General features: G+C 67.2%; 14 protein-coding genes. 3 read left to right on the top strand and 11 right to left on the bottom strand.

The features are described from left to right. Positions 1-14: 14 nt before the first annotated feature. Positions 15-938 carry a glycerophosphodiester phosphodiesterase gene (locus BHD05_RS06395; protein ID WP_202614305.1) on the bottom strand — a complete coding sequence of 308 codons (924 nt, stop codon included), beginning with the start codon at positions 936-938 and terminating at the stop codon, positions 15-17. A 156-nt stretch (positions 939-1,094) separates the two neighbouring features. Here BHD05_RS06395 and BHD05_RS06390 point away from each other — a divergent pair, with 156 nt between their 5' ends. After that, on the top strand, positions 1,095-1,916 hold the full coding sequence (locus tag BHD05_RS06390; protein WP_161885690.1) for a CPBP family intramembrane glutamic endopeptidase: 822 nt from the start codon (positions 1,095-1,097) through the stop codon (positions 1,914-1,916). On the opposite strand, the gene mfd is transcribed toward BHD05_RS06390, so the two are convergent. After that, on the bottom strand, positions 1,858-5,658 hold the full coding sequence (gene mfd / locus BHD05_RS06385; RefSeq protein WP_161885689.1) for a transcription-repair coupling factor: 3,801 nt from the start codon (positions 5,656-5,658) through the stop codon (positions 1,858-1,860). The genes BHD05_RS06390 and mfd overlap by 59 nt on opposite strands. Before the next feature lie 404 nt (positions 5,659-6,062). On the opposite strand from mfd, the gene BHD05_RS15685 reads away from it, so the two are divergent. Both BHD05_RS15685 and BHD05_RS06375 read left to right on the top strand, forming a co-directional pair. After that, positions 6,063-6,245 carry a hypothetical protein gene (locus BHD05_RS15685; RefSeq protein ID WP_202614304.1) on the top strand — a complete coding sequence of 61 codons (183 nt, stop codon included), beginning with the start codon at positions 6,063-6,065 and terminating at the stop codon, positions 6,243-6,245. A gap of 469 nt (positions 6,246-6,714) precedes the next feature. Beyond that, positions 6,715-7,764 (top strand): DDE-type integrase/transposase/recombinase, encoded by a 1,050-nt coding sequence (locus tag BHD05_RS06375; RefSeq protein WP_161885076.1) that lies wholly within the window; start codon positions 6,715-6,717, stop codon positions 7,762-7,764. A 64-nt stretch (positions 7,765-7,828) separates the two neighbouring features. Here BHD05_RS06375 and BHD05_RS06370 read toward each other — a convergent pair whose 3' ends face one another. The 9 genes from BHD05_RS06370 to BHD05_RS06330 form a co-directional block, all read right to left on the bottom strand. Next, positions 7,829-9,751: an HNH endonuclease signature motif containing protein gene (locus BHD05_RS06370; RefSeq protein WP_161885688.1), complete on the bottom strand. Its 1,923-nt coding sequence runs from the start codon at positions 9,749-9,751 to the stop codon at positions 7,829-7,831. 180 nt (positions 9,752-9,931) lie between these two features. Then, positions 9,932-10,516 (bottom strand): aminoacyl-tRNA hydrolase, encoded by a 585-nt coding sequence (gene pth / locus BHD05_RS06365; protein ID WP_161887390.1) that lies wholly within the window; start codon positions 10,514-10,516, stop codon positions 9,932-9,934. A gap of 29 nt (positions 10,517-10,545) precedes the next feature. Continuing rightward, positions 10,546-11,175: a 50S ribosomal protein L25/general stress protein Ctc gene (locus tag BHD05_RS06360; protein WP_161885687.1), complete on the bottom strand. Its 630-nt coding sequence runs from the start codon at positions 11,173-11,175 to the stop codon at positions 10,546-10,548. A gap of 248 nt (positions 11,176-11,423) precedes the next feature. After that, positions 11,424-11,741: a putative quinol monooxygenase gene (locus tag BHD05_RS06355; protein ID WP_161885686.1), complete on the bottom strand. Its 318-nt coding sequence runs from the start codon at positions 11,739-11,741 to the stop codon at positions 11,424-11,426. Positions 11,742-11,800: 59 nt separating this feature from the next. Continuing rightward, positions 11,801-13,039: a D-mannonate dehydratase ManD gene (gene manD / locus BHD05_RS06350; RefSeq protein ID WP_161885685.1), complete on the bottom strand. Its 1,239-nt coding sequence runs from the start codon at positions 13,037-13,039 to the stop codon at positions 11,801-11,803. A 32-nt stretch (positions 13,040-13,071) separates the two neighbouring features. Next, positions 13,072-14,016: a sugar kinase gene (locus tag BHD05_RS06345; RefSeq protein WP_236966680.1), complete on the bottom strand. Its 945-nt coding sequence runs from the start codon at positions 14,014-14,016 to the stop codon at positions 13,072-13,074. 2 nt (positions 14,017-14,018) lie between these two features. Then, positions 14,019-14,657, bottom strand: coding sequence for a bifunctional 4-hydroxy-2-oxoglutarate aldolase/2-dehydro-3-deoxy-phosphogluconate aldolase (locus BHD05_RS06340; RefSeq protein ID WP_161885684.1), 639 nt, complete (start codon positions 14,655-14,657; stop codon positions 14,019-14,021). Between the two features lie 8 nt (positions 14,658-14,665). Continuing rightward, positions 14,666-15,811 carry a galactonate dehydratase gene (gene dgoD, locus BHD05_RS06335; protein ID WP_161885683.1) on the bottom strand — a complete coding sequence of 382 codons (1,146 nt, stop codon included), beginning with the start codon at positions 15,809-15,811 and terminating at the stop codon, positions 14,666-14,668. Further along, positions 15,801-16,367 carry a gluconokinase gene (locus BHD05_RS06330; RefSeq protein WP_236966679.1) on the bottom strand — a complete coding sequence of 189 codons (567 nt, stop codon included), beginning with the start codon at positions 16,365-16,367 and terminating at the stop codon, positions 15,801-15,803. Before BHD05_RS06330 ends, dgoD begins: the two co-directional genes overlap by 11 nt. Positions 16,368-16,369: the final 2 nt, after the last annotated feature.

Here is a 16,369-nt window from a genome sequence, read left to right as displayed (position 1 = left end):
TCGGCCCGTCGCTCCTACGTCTCCGGAGCGGTCGCGGCGAGCCACTCGTCGAGCAGGCTCGGGCGATCCGTCACGATGCCGTCGATCCCCAGCGCCACGGCATCCGACCAGCGTCGTTCGGTGTTGAGCGTGTAGACGATGAGGCCCAGGCCGGCGCGGTGCATCTCCTCCACGGCATCCGGATTCTCCTCGAGCGACCTCGGGGTCGTGATGATCGCGATCGCGCCGAAGTGGGTCGCGAGCCCGACCGGGTCCTTCGGCAGGTCGCGGCGGATGATTGCGCGCCCAAAGGTGGGGCCGACCTCGCCGATGTTGTCAAGTGTCGTGAAGTCGACGCTCGCGAAGGTGACACGATCCTGTACCCAGTAGTCGTGCACGAGGTCGGTCACGAGGCGCACCTCGTCTGCGGTCCAGAAGCCCTTGAGCTCGAGCAGCGCCTTCTTGTCGGACTCGTCAAGGATCTCGAGGAATGAGGCGAAAGTCGGGATGCGCGCGTCGGCGAAGTCGGTCGAGTACCAGGTTCCGGCGTCGAGCGCCTGAAGCTGCGCGAGCGTGAGGTCGGCGACCGACCCGGAGCCGTCGGTGGTGCGGTCGACCGTCAGGTCGTGAATGAGCACCGGCACGCCGTCGGCGGAGAGCTGGAGGTCGGTCTCGACGAAGTCCATCGAGCTGTCGAGCGCCGCCTGCAGCGCCGGGAGCGTGTTCTCCGGCGCACCGGCGCGATCGCCGCGGTGGCCGGCGATGAATGCGGGCTCCCCCGCGGCGCGCAGCCCGCCGAACACGCTCGACGCCTGCACGGCCGACCTCCCCGGGTCGAGGATGATCACGAGCACGAGCGCCAGCACGAGCGCGACGCTCGCCGCCGGCAGCATCCGTCCCGTTCGGGGATCGTCGAGGATCGCGCGGGGTGCGCGAAATCGCGGGCGCATTGTCTCCATTGACAATCCGTTCTGTTCGGGTCTTTTCGGGTGGCCCGCAGCAGTGCGGTTAGCTCACCATATTGCAGTCCGTTACCTTTCTGTTACACGTCCGGTGCACACGGCGCGGCCTGACACTATGGATACATGGATGCTGTCGAGACGGGAGACTGAGGCGTGCTCCCACCGTCGGCGCCGAGCACCCCGATCCTGCTCGGTATCGCCCTCGCCCTGCTCATCGCGCTGCTCATCATCAGGGCGCTGCGCAAGGACCGCCGCGACTACCAGCAGTTCAAGCGCTTCCGCGGCACGCGGAGGAGGCAGCGGATGTACCGCAAGTGGCTCGTCGACTCTTTCCGTACTTTTGGCGGAGCGGGAGTCCTCGTGCTGCTGCTCGCCTGGAACCAGGTGCCGCTGCTGCTCGCCGACCTCAACAGCATCGGCTGGGTCGCGGCGGCCCGCTCCGCTTTCGCGCAGTCCTCGCTTGCGATCGCCGTGGTCACGGGCATCCTCGTGGTCCTCGTCGGCGGGATGGTGCTCACGATCTATGCCGCCCGGCACCTCGACGAGGTGCCCGCCGTGGGCGACATCCAAGCGCTGCTGCCACGCAACCGCAGGGAGCTCCGTTACGGCGTGCTCCTCTCGATCAACGCGGGGGTGGTTGAGGAGCTGCTGTTCCGCCTCGCGCTGCCCGCACTCATCTACGGCGTCACCGGCAGCGCTGTGGCGGCGATCCTCGGAAGCCTCGCGCTGTTCGGGGTGCTACACGTCTACCAGGGCGTCGCCGGGGTGATCGGGTCGACGATTATCGGAGGCGTTCTGATGTTCGTCTACCTCGCGACCGGCAGCATCCTCGCCGCGATGGCGGTGCATGCCCTGATCGACCTACGTTCGCTCGTGCTCATCCCGGTCGTCGTGTACAAGGTGCACAAGAAGCCGGTCAGGCGGATTTCTCCTGCCCCGCCGAGCTCTCCCGATCTGTCGCTGCCACCGAGGTGAGCTCGGCCCCGAAAATCGCCACAAGCAGGCCGCTCGTCCACGCAATCAGGGTCGCGTCGTCGGGGCCCTGCCCGTCGATCCGGGGCAGTGGAACCGAGACCGACTTCGTCTGCGCGAAATAGCGCGCGCCCGGGTAAAGGCGCTGCAGGCGAATCTGGATCGAATCGGCGAGCTCGGCGCTCGCGACGCGCAGGTTTCCACCCATCGTGACCACCTCGCTCAGGCCCGCTTTCTGCGCCATGCGGCGCAGGCGCGAGACGGCGATCAGGTTGTGCACCTGCTGCGGCGGCTCGCCGTAGCGGTCGGTGAGCTCGTCGAGCACCTGGTCGATCGCACCATCGGCCGAGGTGAGTCCACTCGCGGCCGAGAGCTTCTGGTACGCCTCAAGGCGCAGCCGCTCGCTCTCGACGTATTCCTCAGGCACGTGCGCGTCGACGGGCAGTTCGAGCCGCAGCTCGGTCTGGCCCTCGGCGACGTCGCCGCGAAAGGCGCTCACTGCTTCGCCGATCATCCGCAGGTAGAGGTCGAATCCGACGCCGGCGATATGTCCCGACTGTTCCCCGCCGAGGAGGTTTCCGGCGCCGCGAATCTCGAGATCCTTGAGAGCGATCTGCATGCCGGCGCCGAGGTCGTTGTTCGCGGCGATCGTCGACAGGCGGTCGTGTGCGACCTCACCGAGAGGCTTCTCGGCGTCGTAGAGGAAGTAGGCGTAGGCGCGCTCACGCCCACGGCCGACGCGCCCGCGCAGCTGGTGAAGCTGGCTGAGCCCGTACTTGTCTGCCCGGTCGATGATGAGGGTGTTGGCGTTGGCGATGTCGAGGCCGGTCTCGATGATCGTCGTCGACACGAGGATGTCGAACTTGCGCTCCCAGAAGTCGACCATGACCTGCTCGAGCATGTGCTCCGGCAGCTGCCCGTGGGCCACGGCGATTCGCGCCTCCGGCACGAGCTCGGCCAGTTGCGAGGCGATCCGGTTGATACTCGACACGCGGTTGTGCACGAAGAACACCTGTCCCTCGCGCAGCAGCTCACGACGGATCGCGGCGCTCACCTGCTTCTCGCTGTAGGGGCCGACAAAGGTGAGGATCGGATGCCGGTCTTCCGGCGGGGTCGCGAGGGTGGACATCTCCCGGATGCCGGTCACCGCCATCTCGAGGGTTCGCGGGATCGGCGTGGCGCTCATCGCGAGGATGTCGACGTTGGTCTTCAGCTTCTTGAGGGCATCCTTGTGCTCGACGCCGAACCGCTGCTCCTCGTCGATGATCACGAGGCCGAGGTCTTTGATCACGATCCCCTTCGACAGGAGGCGGTGGGTGCCGATGACGATGTCCACGGTGCCGTCGGCGAGCCCGTCGATGGCCTCCTTCGACTCCTTCTCGGTCTGGAACCGGCTGAGCGCGCGCAAATGAACCGGGAATCCGGCGAATCGCTCGGCGAACGTCTCCATGTGCTGGCGCACCAGCAGCGTCGTCGGGACGAGCATGATGACCTGTTTGCCGTCTTGCACCGCCTTGAACGCCGCGCGGATCGCGATCTCGGTCTTGCCGTAGCCGACGTCGCCCGAGATGAGGCGGTCCATCGGAATCGGCCGCTCCATGTCGGCCTTCACCTCGTCGATCGTTGTCAGCTGGTCGGGTGTCTCGGCGAACGGGAACGCCTCCTCGAGCTCACGCTGCCAGGGGGTGTCGGGCGGGAACGCGTGGCCCTTGCTCGCCATTCGCGCGGAGTAGAGCTTGACGAGTTCGACGGCGATGTCGCGCACGGCCTTGCGGGCCTTGCCCTTGGCCGCGGACCAGTCGCTGCCGCCCATCTTGCTGAGGCTGGGAGCCTCTCCCCCGACGTAGCGGGTGAGCAGGTCGAGCTGGTCGGTGGGCACGTAGAGCTTGTCGCCGGGGTAGCCGCGCTTTGAGGGTGCGTACTCGATCGCGAGGTACTCGCGGCTGTTCTTGACCGGGTTGCGGCCACCGGTGGAGACCTCGCGTTGCACCAGTTCGAGGAACCGGCCGATGCCGTGCGTGTTGTGCACGACGATGTCGCCGGTCTTGAGCTGCAGCGGGTCGACGACGTTCTTGCGGCGGCTGGCGAGCTTCTTGACCTGCCGGGAGTCGAATCCGGCGCTGCGGCCGTAGAACTCGCTCTCACTCACGACCGCGAGTTTGGACTCGGGCAGCTCGAAACCGTGCTCGACGGATGCCTTCACGAGATAGGCGACCCCGGGTTCGGCATCCACGGGGAAGTCCTCCACGATCCGACCGGCCAGGCCGTGTTCGCCGAGCGCTTCGGCGGCGCGCTCGACAAGTCCGGAGCCCTGGGCGACGACGAGCACTGTCCAGCCGTCGGCCAGGCGTGCGGCCAGGTGGTCGATCGCTCCGTCGACCCGGCCAGCGAAGCTCGGCACGGTGTCCGCGGCAATGCGCACGTACTCGCCGGCATCCTCGACCAGGGCGCTGATGGCGGCGGATGCTGCGGTGTCGACCGCCGACGGGCGGGCGGCAGCCGTGCCGTCGGTGGCACCGCTGGGTGTCGCGCCCCCTGCCGTCGTGCGACCCGCGGTCGGACCACCTGCTGACGCACCACCCGCGGTCGCACCACCACGGACCGCACTGCGGACCACCGGTGCAACGGGCTCGGCGGCGCCGGTGTTGAATCCGCTGAAGGTCCACCAAGGACGCGCGCCGGAGGCATCTCTCAGCGCGGGGAGGGTGAGGAAGTCACCCGCGTCGAGGTCGATGGGCGCCTCGGCACCCGCCGTGGCCGCATTCCACGCGGCACTGAGGAATTCACGGTTGGTCTCGACGAGGCTCAGGGCGCGGGAGGCTACGCGCTCGGGGGCGAGCACGGCGATCGAGGTGCTCGCGGGAAGGTAGTGCGTGATCGGCACGAGCCGGTCGACGAGGGCTGGCGCGAGCGACTCCATGCCGTCGACAGGGATGCCCTCGGCGATCTTGGCGAGCATCTGCGCGAGGCTCGGGAACTCGTGCTGCATCTCGCGCGCCCGCTGACGCACCTCGGGGCCGAGAAGCATCTCGCGGCTCGCGGGCAGTTCCGCATCGGCGAGCTGCTCGGACAGCGATCGCTGGTCGGCAACCGAGAACGGGCGGATGTGCTCGATCTCGTCGCCGAAGAACTCCGCGCGCACCGGGTGCTCGGCGTCGGGGGCGAAGACGTCGAGGATGCCGCCGCGCACGGCGAACTCTCCGCGGCGGGTGACCATGTCGACCCGCGAATAGGCCAGGTCGACGAGCTGGGAGGACAGCGCTGCAAGGTTGTAGCCACGGCCACCGGCGACGAGGCGCAGCGGTTCGAGACTTGTGAGGTTGTCGGAGAGGGGCTGAAGGGCCGCGCGCACGCTCGCGACGACGATGATGTCGCGCGCCTGTCCGCAAGCGTCGACCTGCGCTTGCCAGGCCTGGAGGCGGCGAAGAGCGTGGATGCGCTTGCCGACCGTCTCCGCGCTGGGGCTGAGTCGTTCGTGAGGGAGGGTCTCCCACGCGGGGAACTCGATGATCTCGGCATCCGGCATGACACTCGGGAGAGCCGATCGGAGGGACTCGGAGTCGCGCCCGGTTGCCACGATCGCGAAGAGCGACTGGGGACCTTCACGTGCATCGAGCAGTCCGGCGATGAGAGGGGCCCGGAGACCGTCGACGAGAGAGAAATCGGCGCTTCTGCGCGCGTATTTCAGGGCAGCATCGAACGTCTGGGCGCGCGAAAGCGCCGGAATTAGGCCCTGAAGAATCACCGGGAGAGTCTACGCTCGCTCGCTGGCACTCTCCTGCGGCGTGGTGAGGTCGGGTGTAAGCCCAACGGTGGTGGGGTTGCGGCTGCGAATCGTGCCGGGGCGCTATCGGCTTACTCCCGGCGGCAATGGCAAACTCCGCGCGCGTTTGGCCAGGCTCTGGATGGTCAGAATCAGCCGGATCGCAGAATCGCAATGTGGCTCCCGAAAGACCCGTAAGACCCGCGAAGACCCGCAAGACCCGGAAGGCCTGCGAAGACCCGGGAAGGCCCGGGAAGGCCCGGGAAGGCCTACAAGACCCTCAAGTCAGGAGGTTCGCATCGCGGCGGACCGCTGCGGTCTGGTAGGAGTGCGGCATCCAGCTTGCCCGGCGCTCCTGTCCGAGCACCGGCCCATCGAGATATTGCGTGCTGCAGCTGCAGCTGGTGCTGATGGTGGTGGTGCAGGTGCAGGTGCAGGTGCAGGTGCTGGTGCTGGTGCTGGTGCTGGTGCTGGTGCTGGTGCTGGTGCTGGTGCTGGTGCTGAGCTTCGACTGCATGTACCTGTGCCTATGCCTTCCGGCCGGCCCCCTCTCTGTCAGGCTGGTGTGAGACATCCCGGGTTATGCGGGGTGTCTTGGGAGAGGGCGGGGAACGGACGTAATCATGTTGGAAGAATCAGGGCCACCGGCCCCGCATATTGACCCGGCTCAGAAGCCGGTCCGGAGGACTTACCCGGCCGAATACCGCGCTCGCGTGCTGGCAGAGTATGAGGCGGCCCCCGCGGGTCGAAGTCCGCGGTCCTTCGACGCGAGGGGATCTATCAGACCCTGGTAGCGGAGTGGGCGAAAGCCCGAGACGCGGAAGCGGCTGGGACCACGTATCGGCGGGATCGCGCCCCGCGATCGAAGGAGTCCTCGGCGGCTGCCCGGGCGGTGAAGTTGGAGGCCGAGAACGCTCGTCTGCATCGCCGGCTGGCGCAGACCGAGGCAGCGTTGGACGTGATGGGAAAAGCGCACAGGCTCTTGGAGCTGCTCTCGGACAGCAGCCCCTCGAGCCAGCCCGGGACGGGGCAGGACAAGTGACTGCGGGAACGGTCCTCGATGACGCGTTCACTGCGCTGATCGGATTGGCGGTCACGGTCGTGGCCGCGTGCGCGTTGACCGGCCGGTCGCGGGCGACCCACTACCGGCGGATCTCCCCGCCGGTCCGGAAGATCGATCCGATCCCGCAGGCAGCACGGGCCAAGCCGCCATCGACCCTGTCCGAAACGGAACGCGGACAAGTCCTCGCGGTCATCAACTCTCCCGCCTACCAGGACCTGTCGATCTGTCAGATCTGGGCACGGGAGTTGGACGAGGACCGGTACCACTGCTCGATGTCGTCGATGTATCGCATCGCCAGGGCTGCCGGGCAGACGCGGGAACGGCGGCGTCTGGCGACGCATCCGGCGAAGGTCAAGCCCGAGCTGGTCGCTTTGGGCCCGTCGCAGGTGTGGTCGTGGGACATCACCAAGCTCCGCGGCCCGCGCAAGGGCGTCTGGTATCACCTCTACGCCCTGATCGATATCTACTCGAGGTACTCGCCCAGCCATGTCGTCTGCGCTGCCGAGGACTCGGTCGTCGCCCGCGACTTCATCGACGACGCGATCGGCCGCAACGGCACCGCCCCGCACACCGTCCACGCAGACCGGGGCACCTCGATGACCTCGAAACCCGTCTCCGCACTGCTGGCCGATCTCGGGATCACCCGCACGCACTCGCGCCCGAGGGTGTCCAACGACAACCCGTACTCCGAGGCGCAATTCAAGACCCTGAAATACGTTCCCGACTTCCCGCACCACTTCTACTCGCTGGCCGAGGCGAAGCAATTCTGCGACGGATTCTTCACCGACTACAACCACATCCACCATCACTCCGGGATCGGCTGGCACACCCCAGCATCCGTGCATTTCGGCACCTACCAGGACATCGACCAGCAACGCTCGGTCACCCTGAACCGGGCCTTCAACGAGCACCCCGAACGCTTCACCCGACGACCCCGCCCGCCACAGATCCGCACCGAGGTCTGGATCAACGAACCCCAGAAAGAGGCCCTCCCGATCAACGACCAAACCACGCAAACAGTCTAGAAAGCACATGTCTCACTTGACTTGACAAATTCCGGCCGGCCGGCCGGGCGAGCGGGCGGGCGTTTCATGGTGAGCTGGCGCTTCTTTTGGTGATGGTGGGTGTTTTGCTGGGGAGCAGGATGAGGGTTTGGGTGGGGTCGATGGTTGTGGGTGGTTGGAGCCAGTAGTTGTTGTTGGTGTTGATGATTTCCCAGTGGTTGTCGTGGAGGAGGAGGTGGTGTCTGCGGCAGAGGAGGATCCCGTTGTCGATGTTGGTGGGTCCGTTGTCTCTGTCCCAGTGTTTGATGTGGTGGGCTTCGCACCAGGAGGGGGGTCGGTCGCAGGAGGGGAACATGCAGCCTCCGTCGCGGGTGGCGAGGGCGATGCGTTGGCGGGCGGTGAAGTGGCGCCTTGTGTGGCCGACGTTGAGGCATTGGCCGTCGTCGTCGAATAGGACGGGGATGTGTCCGGTGTCGCAGAGGTTGCGCTGGATGGTCTCGATTGAGATCGGGTCGAGGGTTCCCTCGATCCATCCGTGGTCGGCGCTGATCCCGGGCAGCAGCGGCAGCACCGGTGGCGGGGGTGGCTGGGGTGGGAGTGGTTGCAGGGATTGAGATGGCTGTGGCGTGGGGGCCGGCGGTGCCGGGCGGCCGAGGGTCGCGAGTGGGACACCATCTGGGGTGCGGTCGCCGGGGACGCTCGCGGTGCTGGTGCTGGTGCTGGTGCTGGCATTGGTGCCGGTTTCGGTCGCCACTCCGGTGCCGGTGCTGGTGCTGGTCGGCGTGCTGACGCGGGTGGCGGCGATGAAGCCGGTGCCGGTGCTCGCGTCGGTGCTTGTGCCAGTGGTGGGTGTGGTGTTGGTGGTGAGGTCTTTTTTGGTGATGATGACTCGGACGGCGGGGCGGCGGGAGCCGAACATGGTGCCGGGGTCGGCGTCGGTGGCGATGCGGATCATGCCGATCAGGGCGTCGGCGAGGATCTGCTCGTCGGTGCGGGGGTCCTCGACCAGTTTCTGGGCTTTGGCTTTCTCTTCCGGATCGATGAATCGGGGTCCGCCGCGTCGCGGGGACAGGATCGTGGACAGGGCCGAGTCGAGCAGGGCGCCGTCTTCGGGGTGCAGGTGCCAGATGCCATGGTGCATGCCGTCAGCGGTGCGCCACTTCCGCACCGCGCGCAGGTCGTACTGCTCCTTCTCCCGCCGGCGGATGCCCTCGCTGTCGAGCTCGTCCCGCAACCGCCGCGCGAGGCGTTGCACCTCGTCCGCACCCAACACCCGACCGGCGCCGGCACTACCGGGGTTACCGGGGTTACCGGGGTTACTAGGGTTGCTGGGGTTGATGGCGGTGATGAGGTGTTCCGCGGCGGCGGTGAGCTGCTCGGCGGTGACGGCGTCATCGATCCCTCCCAACCCGCGCCGGATCGCTTCGGCTCCATCGAGGGAGAGGAGCCCCGCGGTGACCGCCCGCGCGATTGGCGCCTGCCATACCGGCATCCCGACCGGGAAACGCGGCTCGGCAGGGTCGGTGGCTGGCCCCGGGCTGGCCGGGGAGCCCGGATCGGACACCGGCGCACCAGCGGTCGGCGCACCAGCGGTCGGCGCACCAGCGGTCGGCGCACCAGCGGTGGGCGTGCCGCCGGTGGCGGTGGCGGTGGGATCGGCGGCGGCGAGGGCTTCGGCGGCTTCGGTCTCGGCGAGCAGGGTGCCGATCTGGACCAGTTTCGCGGCCTCGGCCCTGGTGCCGCCGGAGATCGATTGGATCAACGCCTCCGCGCTGACGAACCCGGCACTGATCGCCATCCCGGCATGGCCCAGGGCCCGGTCGGAGTGCTTCGCGATCGCCGCCGCGATCCACGCCGCGTAGGTGTCCACCGCACGACGCAGCGCGGTGACCGAGCGTTGCGCGGCGAACAGGGACGCATCATCCAGGGCCGTGAACTCCCCCGCGCACGCCCCAAGGCCGGCGACGGTGTCGGCCGTGTCGCGGAGGGTGTTCGGGAGCTGTTCCATGCCACAATTCTCCCACTTCGAACACACTTTCGAAAGGGGAAAGGCCTGATGGGGATAAGAATCTTCCCACAAGGCCTGCGCAGGAGAAGAGGCTGTGCAGGAGAAGACCCCGTGCAGGAGAAGACACAGCACTAGGAAGAGCGCGACAGGCCGCACTCCGCGGGTCCCCGCCACAGGCCTCTAAGAAGCGGTATGAAACTTCAACTGCGCGGCGACGAGGCCCTCGGTGACGACCAGCTCCACAGCATCCGTGGCATCCTCGAGCACATTGGGCAGCGTCGCACGCTCGGCCGAACCGAAGTCCTTCAGCACGAAGTCGGCGGCAGGCTGGCGTCCCGGCGGGCGCCCGATTCCGATGCGCACACGGATGAAGTCCGGGGTGCCGGTCGCGGCGATGATATCCCGCAGGCCGTTGTGGCCGCCGTGGCCACCGCCCAGCTTGAGGCGCACGCTATCGAAGGGAATGTCGAGCTCGTCGTGCAGCACAATCAGCCTGGACGGGTCGATCTTGTAGAACCGCAGCAGGCCCGCAACAGGCCCGCCTGACGTATTCATGAAGCTATTGGGCTTGGCGAGAATGAGCCGCGGTGCGCCCGGAGCAGTGCGCCCCTCGGCGACCGCCGCGCCCGCCTTGTGGTTCTTGAACGTCGCGGATGCTCGGTGGGCGAGTTCCGCGAGCGCCATCTGTCCCACGTTGTGTCGGTTGGCGGCGTAGTCGGGCCCGGGGTTACCGAGCCCGACTACGAGCCACTGGGCATTGTCCAGTGGCTCAGACCGCCTGAAGAGGGCCGTGATTACTCCGCAGCCTCGGTGGACTCGGTCGCCTCGTCGCCCTCGGCAGCCTCGACCTCGTCCTCGTCCTCGCCGAGGTCGACCTCGGCAGGGATGACGATGTTGATGACGAGCGTCTCGGGGTCGGTCACGAGAGTCGAGCCGGCGGGCAGCTCGAGGTCGCTCGCGTGAATCTGGGTGCCGTCCTCGAAGCCTTCGATGTTCACGACGACGCTCTCGGGGATGTGGGTCGCCTCGGCCTCGACCGAGATCGTGGCAGACTCGAGGTTCGCGATCGTGCCCGGGTAAGACTCGCCCTCGACGTGCACGGAGATGTCGACGATGACCTTCTCACCCTTGCGGATGACGATGAGGTCGATGTGCTCGATGATCGCCTTGACCGGGTCCTTCTGCACGTCCTTGACGAGCGCGAGTTGGGTCTTGCCGTTGACCTTGATTTCAAGCACGGCGTTCTTCCTGCGGAGCAGAAGGGCGACCTGGTGGCCGGGAAGCGCAAGGTGCTGCGGCTCGGTGCCGTGTCCATAGACGACAGCCGGGATCTTACCCAGCACGCGCATCTTGCGGGCCGCGCCCTTGCCGAACGATTCGCGCACTTCGGCGACGATGGTGGTGTCGATTTTCTTCTCAGCCATTGTTTTCTCCTATGCAGGCGTGGGCCCACGATCTGTGCCCCAAAGGGGGCGGTCAACTCGAACGCATGTCAGCGTGAGGAAAGACGTGTGCCTGCAAAGGCTGAGCCCAACCACCGCGTCGATTACGGATGCTGCCTGCGGTCGGTTTCCCGACACGCGAAAGCGATCCCTCGCCGAAGTACAGCATGAAGCTTACACGCCGCGATCTCTGATCCCGACTTGGGTTTCGACACCCGCGTCAATTCGCGCTACAGCTGTCCCTGCTCGGCCGTGCCCGCGGGGATGGGAACGAGGCGGGTCACGTCGACGGGCCGCTCGAGCATTCCGGCGAGCGACGCGGTGAGGTTCGCGACGGCGTCACCGGCCCCGTGCGCATCTAGGAGCTCGGCCGACTCCCATTTTTCGACCATGACGATCGAGCCGTCCTGCGCATTGTGGAGGGCGTAGAGCAGGCATCCGGGCTCCGCGTGAACCGCGGCGATCGCCGGCGAAATCGCCGCGACGACGGCGTCGTGCTGGCCGGGGGCGGGGAAGAATACGGCGGTGACGACGATGGGGTTGGTCATGGGTGACGATGCTATCCGAGTTGCTCGTTGAGCAGGTCGCGTAGCTCGACCGGCGGCACTCACCAGTCGTGCACCGTGCCGTCGGCGAGCCGGTTGTAGGGCAGGTACGCCGTCTCGTATGGGTACTTGCCGGCCTCGTCGAGATTGAGCTCGACACCGAGACCGGGCTTGTTGCCCGGGTGTAGCATGCCATCGTTCCAGGTGAATGACTGCTCGAAGACCTGGTTGGTCTTCTCTCCGTGCGCCATGTACTCCTGAATTCCGAAGTTGTGGATCGCCATTCCGAGGTGCATCGCGGCCGCCATGCCGACCGGGGAGATGTCGGTGGGCCCATGCATGCCCGACTTGATCTGGTACTGCGAGGCATAGTCGAGCACCTTGCGCAGGTGGGTGATCCCACCGGTGTGGGTCACGGCACTGCGCACGTAGTCAATGAGCTGCTCCCGGATGATCTGCTGGTAGTCCCACACCGTGTTGAAGATCTCCCCGATCGCGAGCGGAGTCGTGGTGTGCTGACGCACGAGTCGCAGTGCCTCAGGATTTTCCGCCGGGGTGCAGTCCTCGAGCCAGAACAGGTCGTACGGCTCCAGCGATTTGCCCAGCTGAGCCGCCTGGATCGGGGTCATCCGGTGGTGCCCGTCATGCAGCAACGGAACCTCCGGACCGAATTCGTTGCGCACCGCCTCGAACACCGTCGGCACGTGCCGAAGGTAGCTGCGGGTGTCCCAGTCCTCCTCGGCCGGGAACGCACCCCGCTGGGCCGGCTCGTGGTCGTACCGCACACCGGTGTTGGCCTCGAACGTGGCGTTCGACGCGATCCCGTAGATCGACTTCAGTCCGGGCACCCCGGTCTGGATGCGGATCGCCTTGTAGCCCTCCTCCTGGTGCTCGCGCACACTGTCGAACAGCTCCTCGTTGGACTTCCCCGATGCGTGCCCATAGGCCAGCAGGCCCGTCCGCGATGCCCCACCCAGCAGCTGGTACAACGGCATCCCGGCCGTCTTCGCCTTGATATCCCAGAGCGCAACATCCACCGCCGCGATCGCGGCCATCGTCACCGGGCCGCGACGCCAATACGCACTCCGGTACAAGAACTGCCAGGTGTCCTCGATGTTGTGGGCGTCGCGCCCGATCAGCAGCGGGGCGACATGCTCCTTCAGATACGCCACGACGGCGAGTTCGCGGCCGTTGAGGGTCGCGTCCCCCAGGCCGGTGATCCCGTCCACCGTTGTGAGTTTCAGCGTCACGAAATTGCGGTCCGGGCTGGTGACGATAACTTCGGCCTTGTCGATCTTCATGAGGAGTCTGCCCTTTTCGGTGCTCGTGCGGTTTAACGGATGGTGGAACCGGCGGTCCCGGCGAGCAACTCGAGCTCGTCTCGCGTGGGGAGAGACTCCCAATCGCCGGCGGCGCTCACGGCGAAGGCCCCGAGCACCGCGCCTCGTTCGAGACGTTCCTCGAGGCCAAGACCGTCGAGCCGTGCGGAGAGGTAGCCGGCTGTGAACGCGTCGCCTGCGCCGATCGTGTCGACAACCGGCACGACATGCGCCGGGACGGATGCCTCAAGTCCGTCGACCCACGCGGTTGCGCCGAGCGCTCCCCGCTTCACGACGACTTCGGTGACGCCGGCATCGATGAGCTCTGCCACCGCGGCAGACTCGCCTCCCGGCGCGACGAGCGACAGCTCGTCGTCGGAGGCGAACACGACCTGAGCCTTGCGTGCGATCGTCGCAAGTACGCCAGCGGCTTCGTCCCTCCCCCACAGCTTGCCGCGGAAGTTGATGTCGAACGACACGGTGACGCCCCGCTCCCGTGCCGCGTCGACGGCCCAGAGGGTCGCCGCAGCGGCGGTCGGTGACAACGCGGGGGTGATTCCAGTCACGTGCATAACCGACGGGGCCTGATCGAAGAGGTGTCGCAGATCACCGGCATCGAGCGCCGACCCGGCCGACCCTGCTCGGTAGTAGGCGACACACGAGATGTCCGCGATCCGCTTCTCGATCAGGAGGAGGCCGGTGGTCCGGTCGGCGTCGCGGGCGACGAGGCGCGTGTCCACTCCCTCGGCGCGGAGAGTTCGGAGGGCGAAGTCGCCCACCTCATCTGCCCCGAGCCGCCCCGCCCAGCACACGGCATGACCGAGGCGGGCGAGGCCGATCGCGACGTTGGACTCCGCGCCGCCGAGCGTCATCGACATCGCACCGCCCATGCGGATCAATCCTGCGGCACGCAGCGATCCCATTGTCTCGCCGAAGGTGACGACGTCCACGCCCGTCACGCTCAGCCTTCGACCCAGGGCGCCGCCGCCTCATGGAATCGCCGCGCCCGATCGCGCAGCGCGGTCAGGCTCCCGCCGGCCGCGGCATCCCCGAGCAGCGGGCTACCGAGTCCGGCAGCAATGGCCCCGACCTCGAAGTACTCGACCATCTCCTTCACCCCGACCCCGCCGACGGCGACGAAGGGAATACTCGGGAGCGGGTCACGCAGTGCCTTGAGGTAGGGCGGGCCGCCGATTGACGCCGGGAACAGCTTGATCGCCGCCGCTCCCTGCTCCATCGCGCTCACGCACTCGGTGGGGGTGGGCGCGCCCGCGACGACTGGAAAGCCGAGGCGCGCCGACTCGGCGACACTCTGCGCAACGGCCGGAGTGACCGCGAACGATCCGCCGGCGTCGCGGACCCGCTTCACATCATCGATGGTCAGCACGGTTCCGGCGCCGATTCGTGCGCCCTCCGGCCCCTCACGCACGACTCGCGCGATGACCTCGAGGGCGTTCGCGGTGTTGAGCGAGATCTCGAGCAGCTGAAAACCCTCGTCAAGGAGCGCGAGCGCCGCCGCGACCGAGGCCTCGGCATCCGCTCCACGGATGATGGCCAGCAGCCGGGTTGCCGTGAGGTGGTCAACAAATTCAGTGGGCATGCTGCTTCCTACCATTCTGCGAATGAGCCGTCGGGGTGGCGCCAGACGGGCGTGCGCCAGCTGTTGCCGAGGCGGTCGGCTTCCCGCACCGCGCCCTCGTCGACGGTAATGCCGAGTCCGGGCCCGGTGAGAAGCTCGAAGTTTCCCTCGACGAATTTGAGCGGCTCGGTGTCGACGACATAGTCGAGCACCTCTGCCCCCGTGTTGTAGTGGATGCCGATGCTCTGCTCCTGGATCAGGAAGTTGGGCGTCGCGAACCCCACCTGCAGGCAGGCGGCAAGAGCGATCGGACCCAGCGGGCAATGCGGGGCGAGTTGAACGTCGAAGACCTCGGCCATCGCAGCGATGCGGCGCACCTCGGAGATGCCGCCGGCGTGCGACAGATCCGGCTGGGCTACCGCGATACCTGCCTGCAGCACCGGGAGGAAGTCCTGCCGGTTGTAGAGGCGCTCGCCGGTCGCGACTGGAATCGTCGTCGAGCGCGCGAACTCGCCAATGAGATGCGAGTTCTCCGGCACGACGGGCTCTTCGAGAAAGAACGGGTGGAACTCCTCGAGCAGCGGCGCGACCCGACGCGCGTTCGCCAGGGTGAACCTCCCGTGAAAGTCGACCGCGACGTCGCGGTCCGGCCCGAGAACCGCCCGGGCGGCGGCGACGCGATTCACGACCCCATCGAGTTCGCGCACGCTGCCGATGCGGCTCATTTTGCCGCTCGCGTTCATCTTCACGGCGGTGAGGCCCACCGCCATCTGCGCTGCGATGTGGTCGCCCACCTCACTGGGGTCGTCGCCGCCGACCCAGCCGTAGGCGCGGATGCGGTCGCGCACGGCGCCGCCGAGCAGCCGGTGGACCGGAACGCCGAGGCTCTTCCCCGCGATGTCCCACAGGGCCTGGTCGATGCCGGACACGGCACTGGCGAGTACCGCGCCTCCCCGGTAGAACCCTCCCTTGGTGAGTACCTGCCAGTGGTCCTCGATACGCGACGGATCGCGGCCGACGAGGTAGCCGGCGAACTGCTCGATCGCGGCTCGCACGATATCGGAGTTGCCCTCGAGCGACCCCTCCCCCCAGCCAACGATGCCCGCGTCGGTCTCGATGCGCACGAAGAGCCAGCGGGGCGCGACGGCGAAGGTCTCAACGCGGCTAATCAGCAACGGATGATCCTCTCGGGACGGCATGCGGCGCGAATGAGACCCTCTTGAGCGCCTCGAGACCGAGCGCGTCGTCGATCGCGTCGAGGATCTCGGGCGGCGGGAAGGCGATGTCGACGATGACACCGCTCTCGTCCGCCTCGAGCGGTTCGAGGGTGTCGTACTGGGACTGCAGGAGCGCCGGCGGCATGTACTCGTGCTGGCGGGCACTGATGCGCGCGGCGACGAGCTCCATCGAACCTTCAGGATCGACGACGAACAGGTCGGCGGCCGATTCGCGCAAGAGGTCACGGTAGCTTCGCTTGAGCGCGGAGCAGGCGACGACGATGCCGTCGTTCCGCCCGCGGGCCAGGGCGTTCCCCACCTCCCTGAGCCACGGCATCCGCTGCTCGTCGCTCAATGCGTTGCCCGCGGCCATCGAGAGCACGTTGTCTTCGGAATGCAGGCTGTCGCCGTCGAGAAAGGCGATACCGAGGCGCTCCGCGAGCAGCGAGCCGATCGTGGACTTGCCCGATCCCTGCACGCCCATCACAACGATGGGCGGAATACGGTTCACCATGC

It is taken from the genome of Marisediminicola antarctica, from assembly GCF_009930795.1.
GTDB lineage: Bacteria > Actinomycetota > Actinomycetes > Actinomycetales > Microbacteriaceae > Marisediminicola > Marisediminicola antarctica.
Note: the sequence above shows the minus strand (reverse complement) of the source record. Positions and strands in the feature narration are given on the sequence as shown.

What these genes read in the sequence shown, in the direction of transcription:
- BHD05_RS06370 (WP_161885688.1), bottom strand. Translation starts at nt 9,751, where the DNA reads ATGGAACAGCTCCCGAACACCCTCCGCGACACGGCCGACACCGTCGCC.
- BHD05_RS06360 (WP_161885687.1), bottom strand. Translation starts at nt 11,175, where the DNA reads ATGGCTGAGAAGAAAATCGACACCACCATCGTCGCCGAAGTGCGCGAA.
- BHD05_RS06355 (WP_161885686.1), bottom strand. Translation starts at nt 11,741, where the DNA reads ATGACCAACCCCATCGTCGTCACCGCCGTATTCTTCCCCGCCCCCGGC.
- BHD05_RS06340 (WP_161885684.1), bottom strand. Translation starts at nt 14,657, where the DNA reads ATGCCCACTGAATTTGTTGACCACCTCACGGCAACCCGGCTGCTGGCC.
- BHD05_RS06395 (WP_202614305.1), bottom strand. Translation starts at nt 938, where the DNA reads ATGGAGACAATGCGCCCGCGATTTCGCGCACCCCGCGCGATCCTCGAC.
- BHD05_RS06330 (WP_236966679.1), bottom strand. Translation starts at nt 16,367, where the DNA reads ATGGTGAACCGTATTCCGCCCATCGTTGTGATGGGCGTGCAGGGATCG.
- manD (WP_161885685.1), bottom strand. Translation starts at nt 13,039, where the DNA reads ATGAAGATCGACAAGGCCGAAGTTATCGTCACCAGCCCGGACCGCAAT.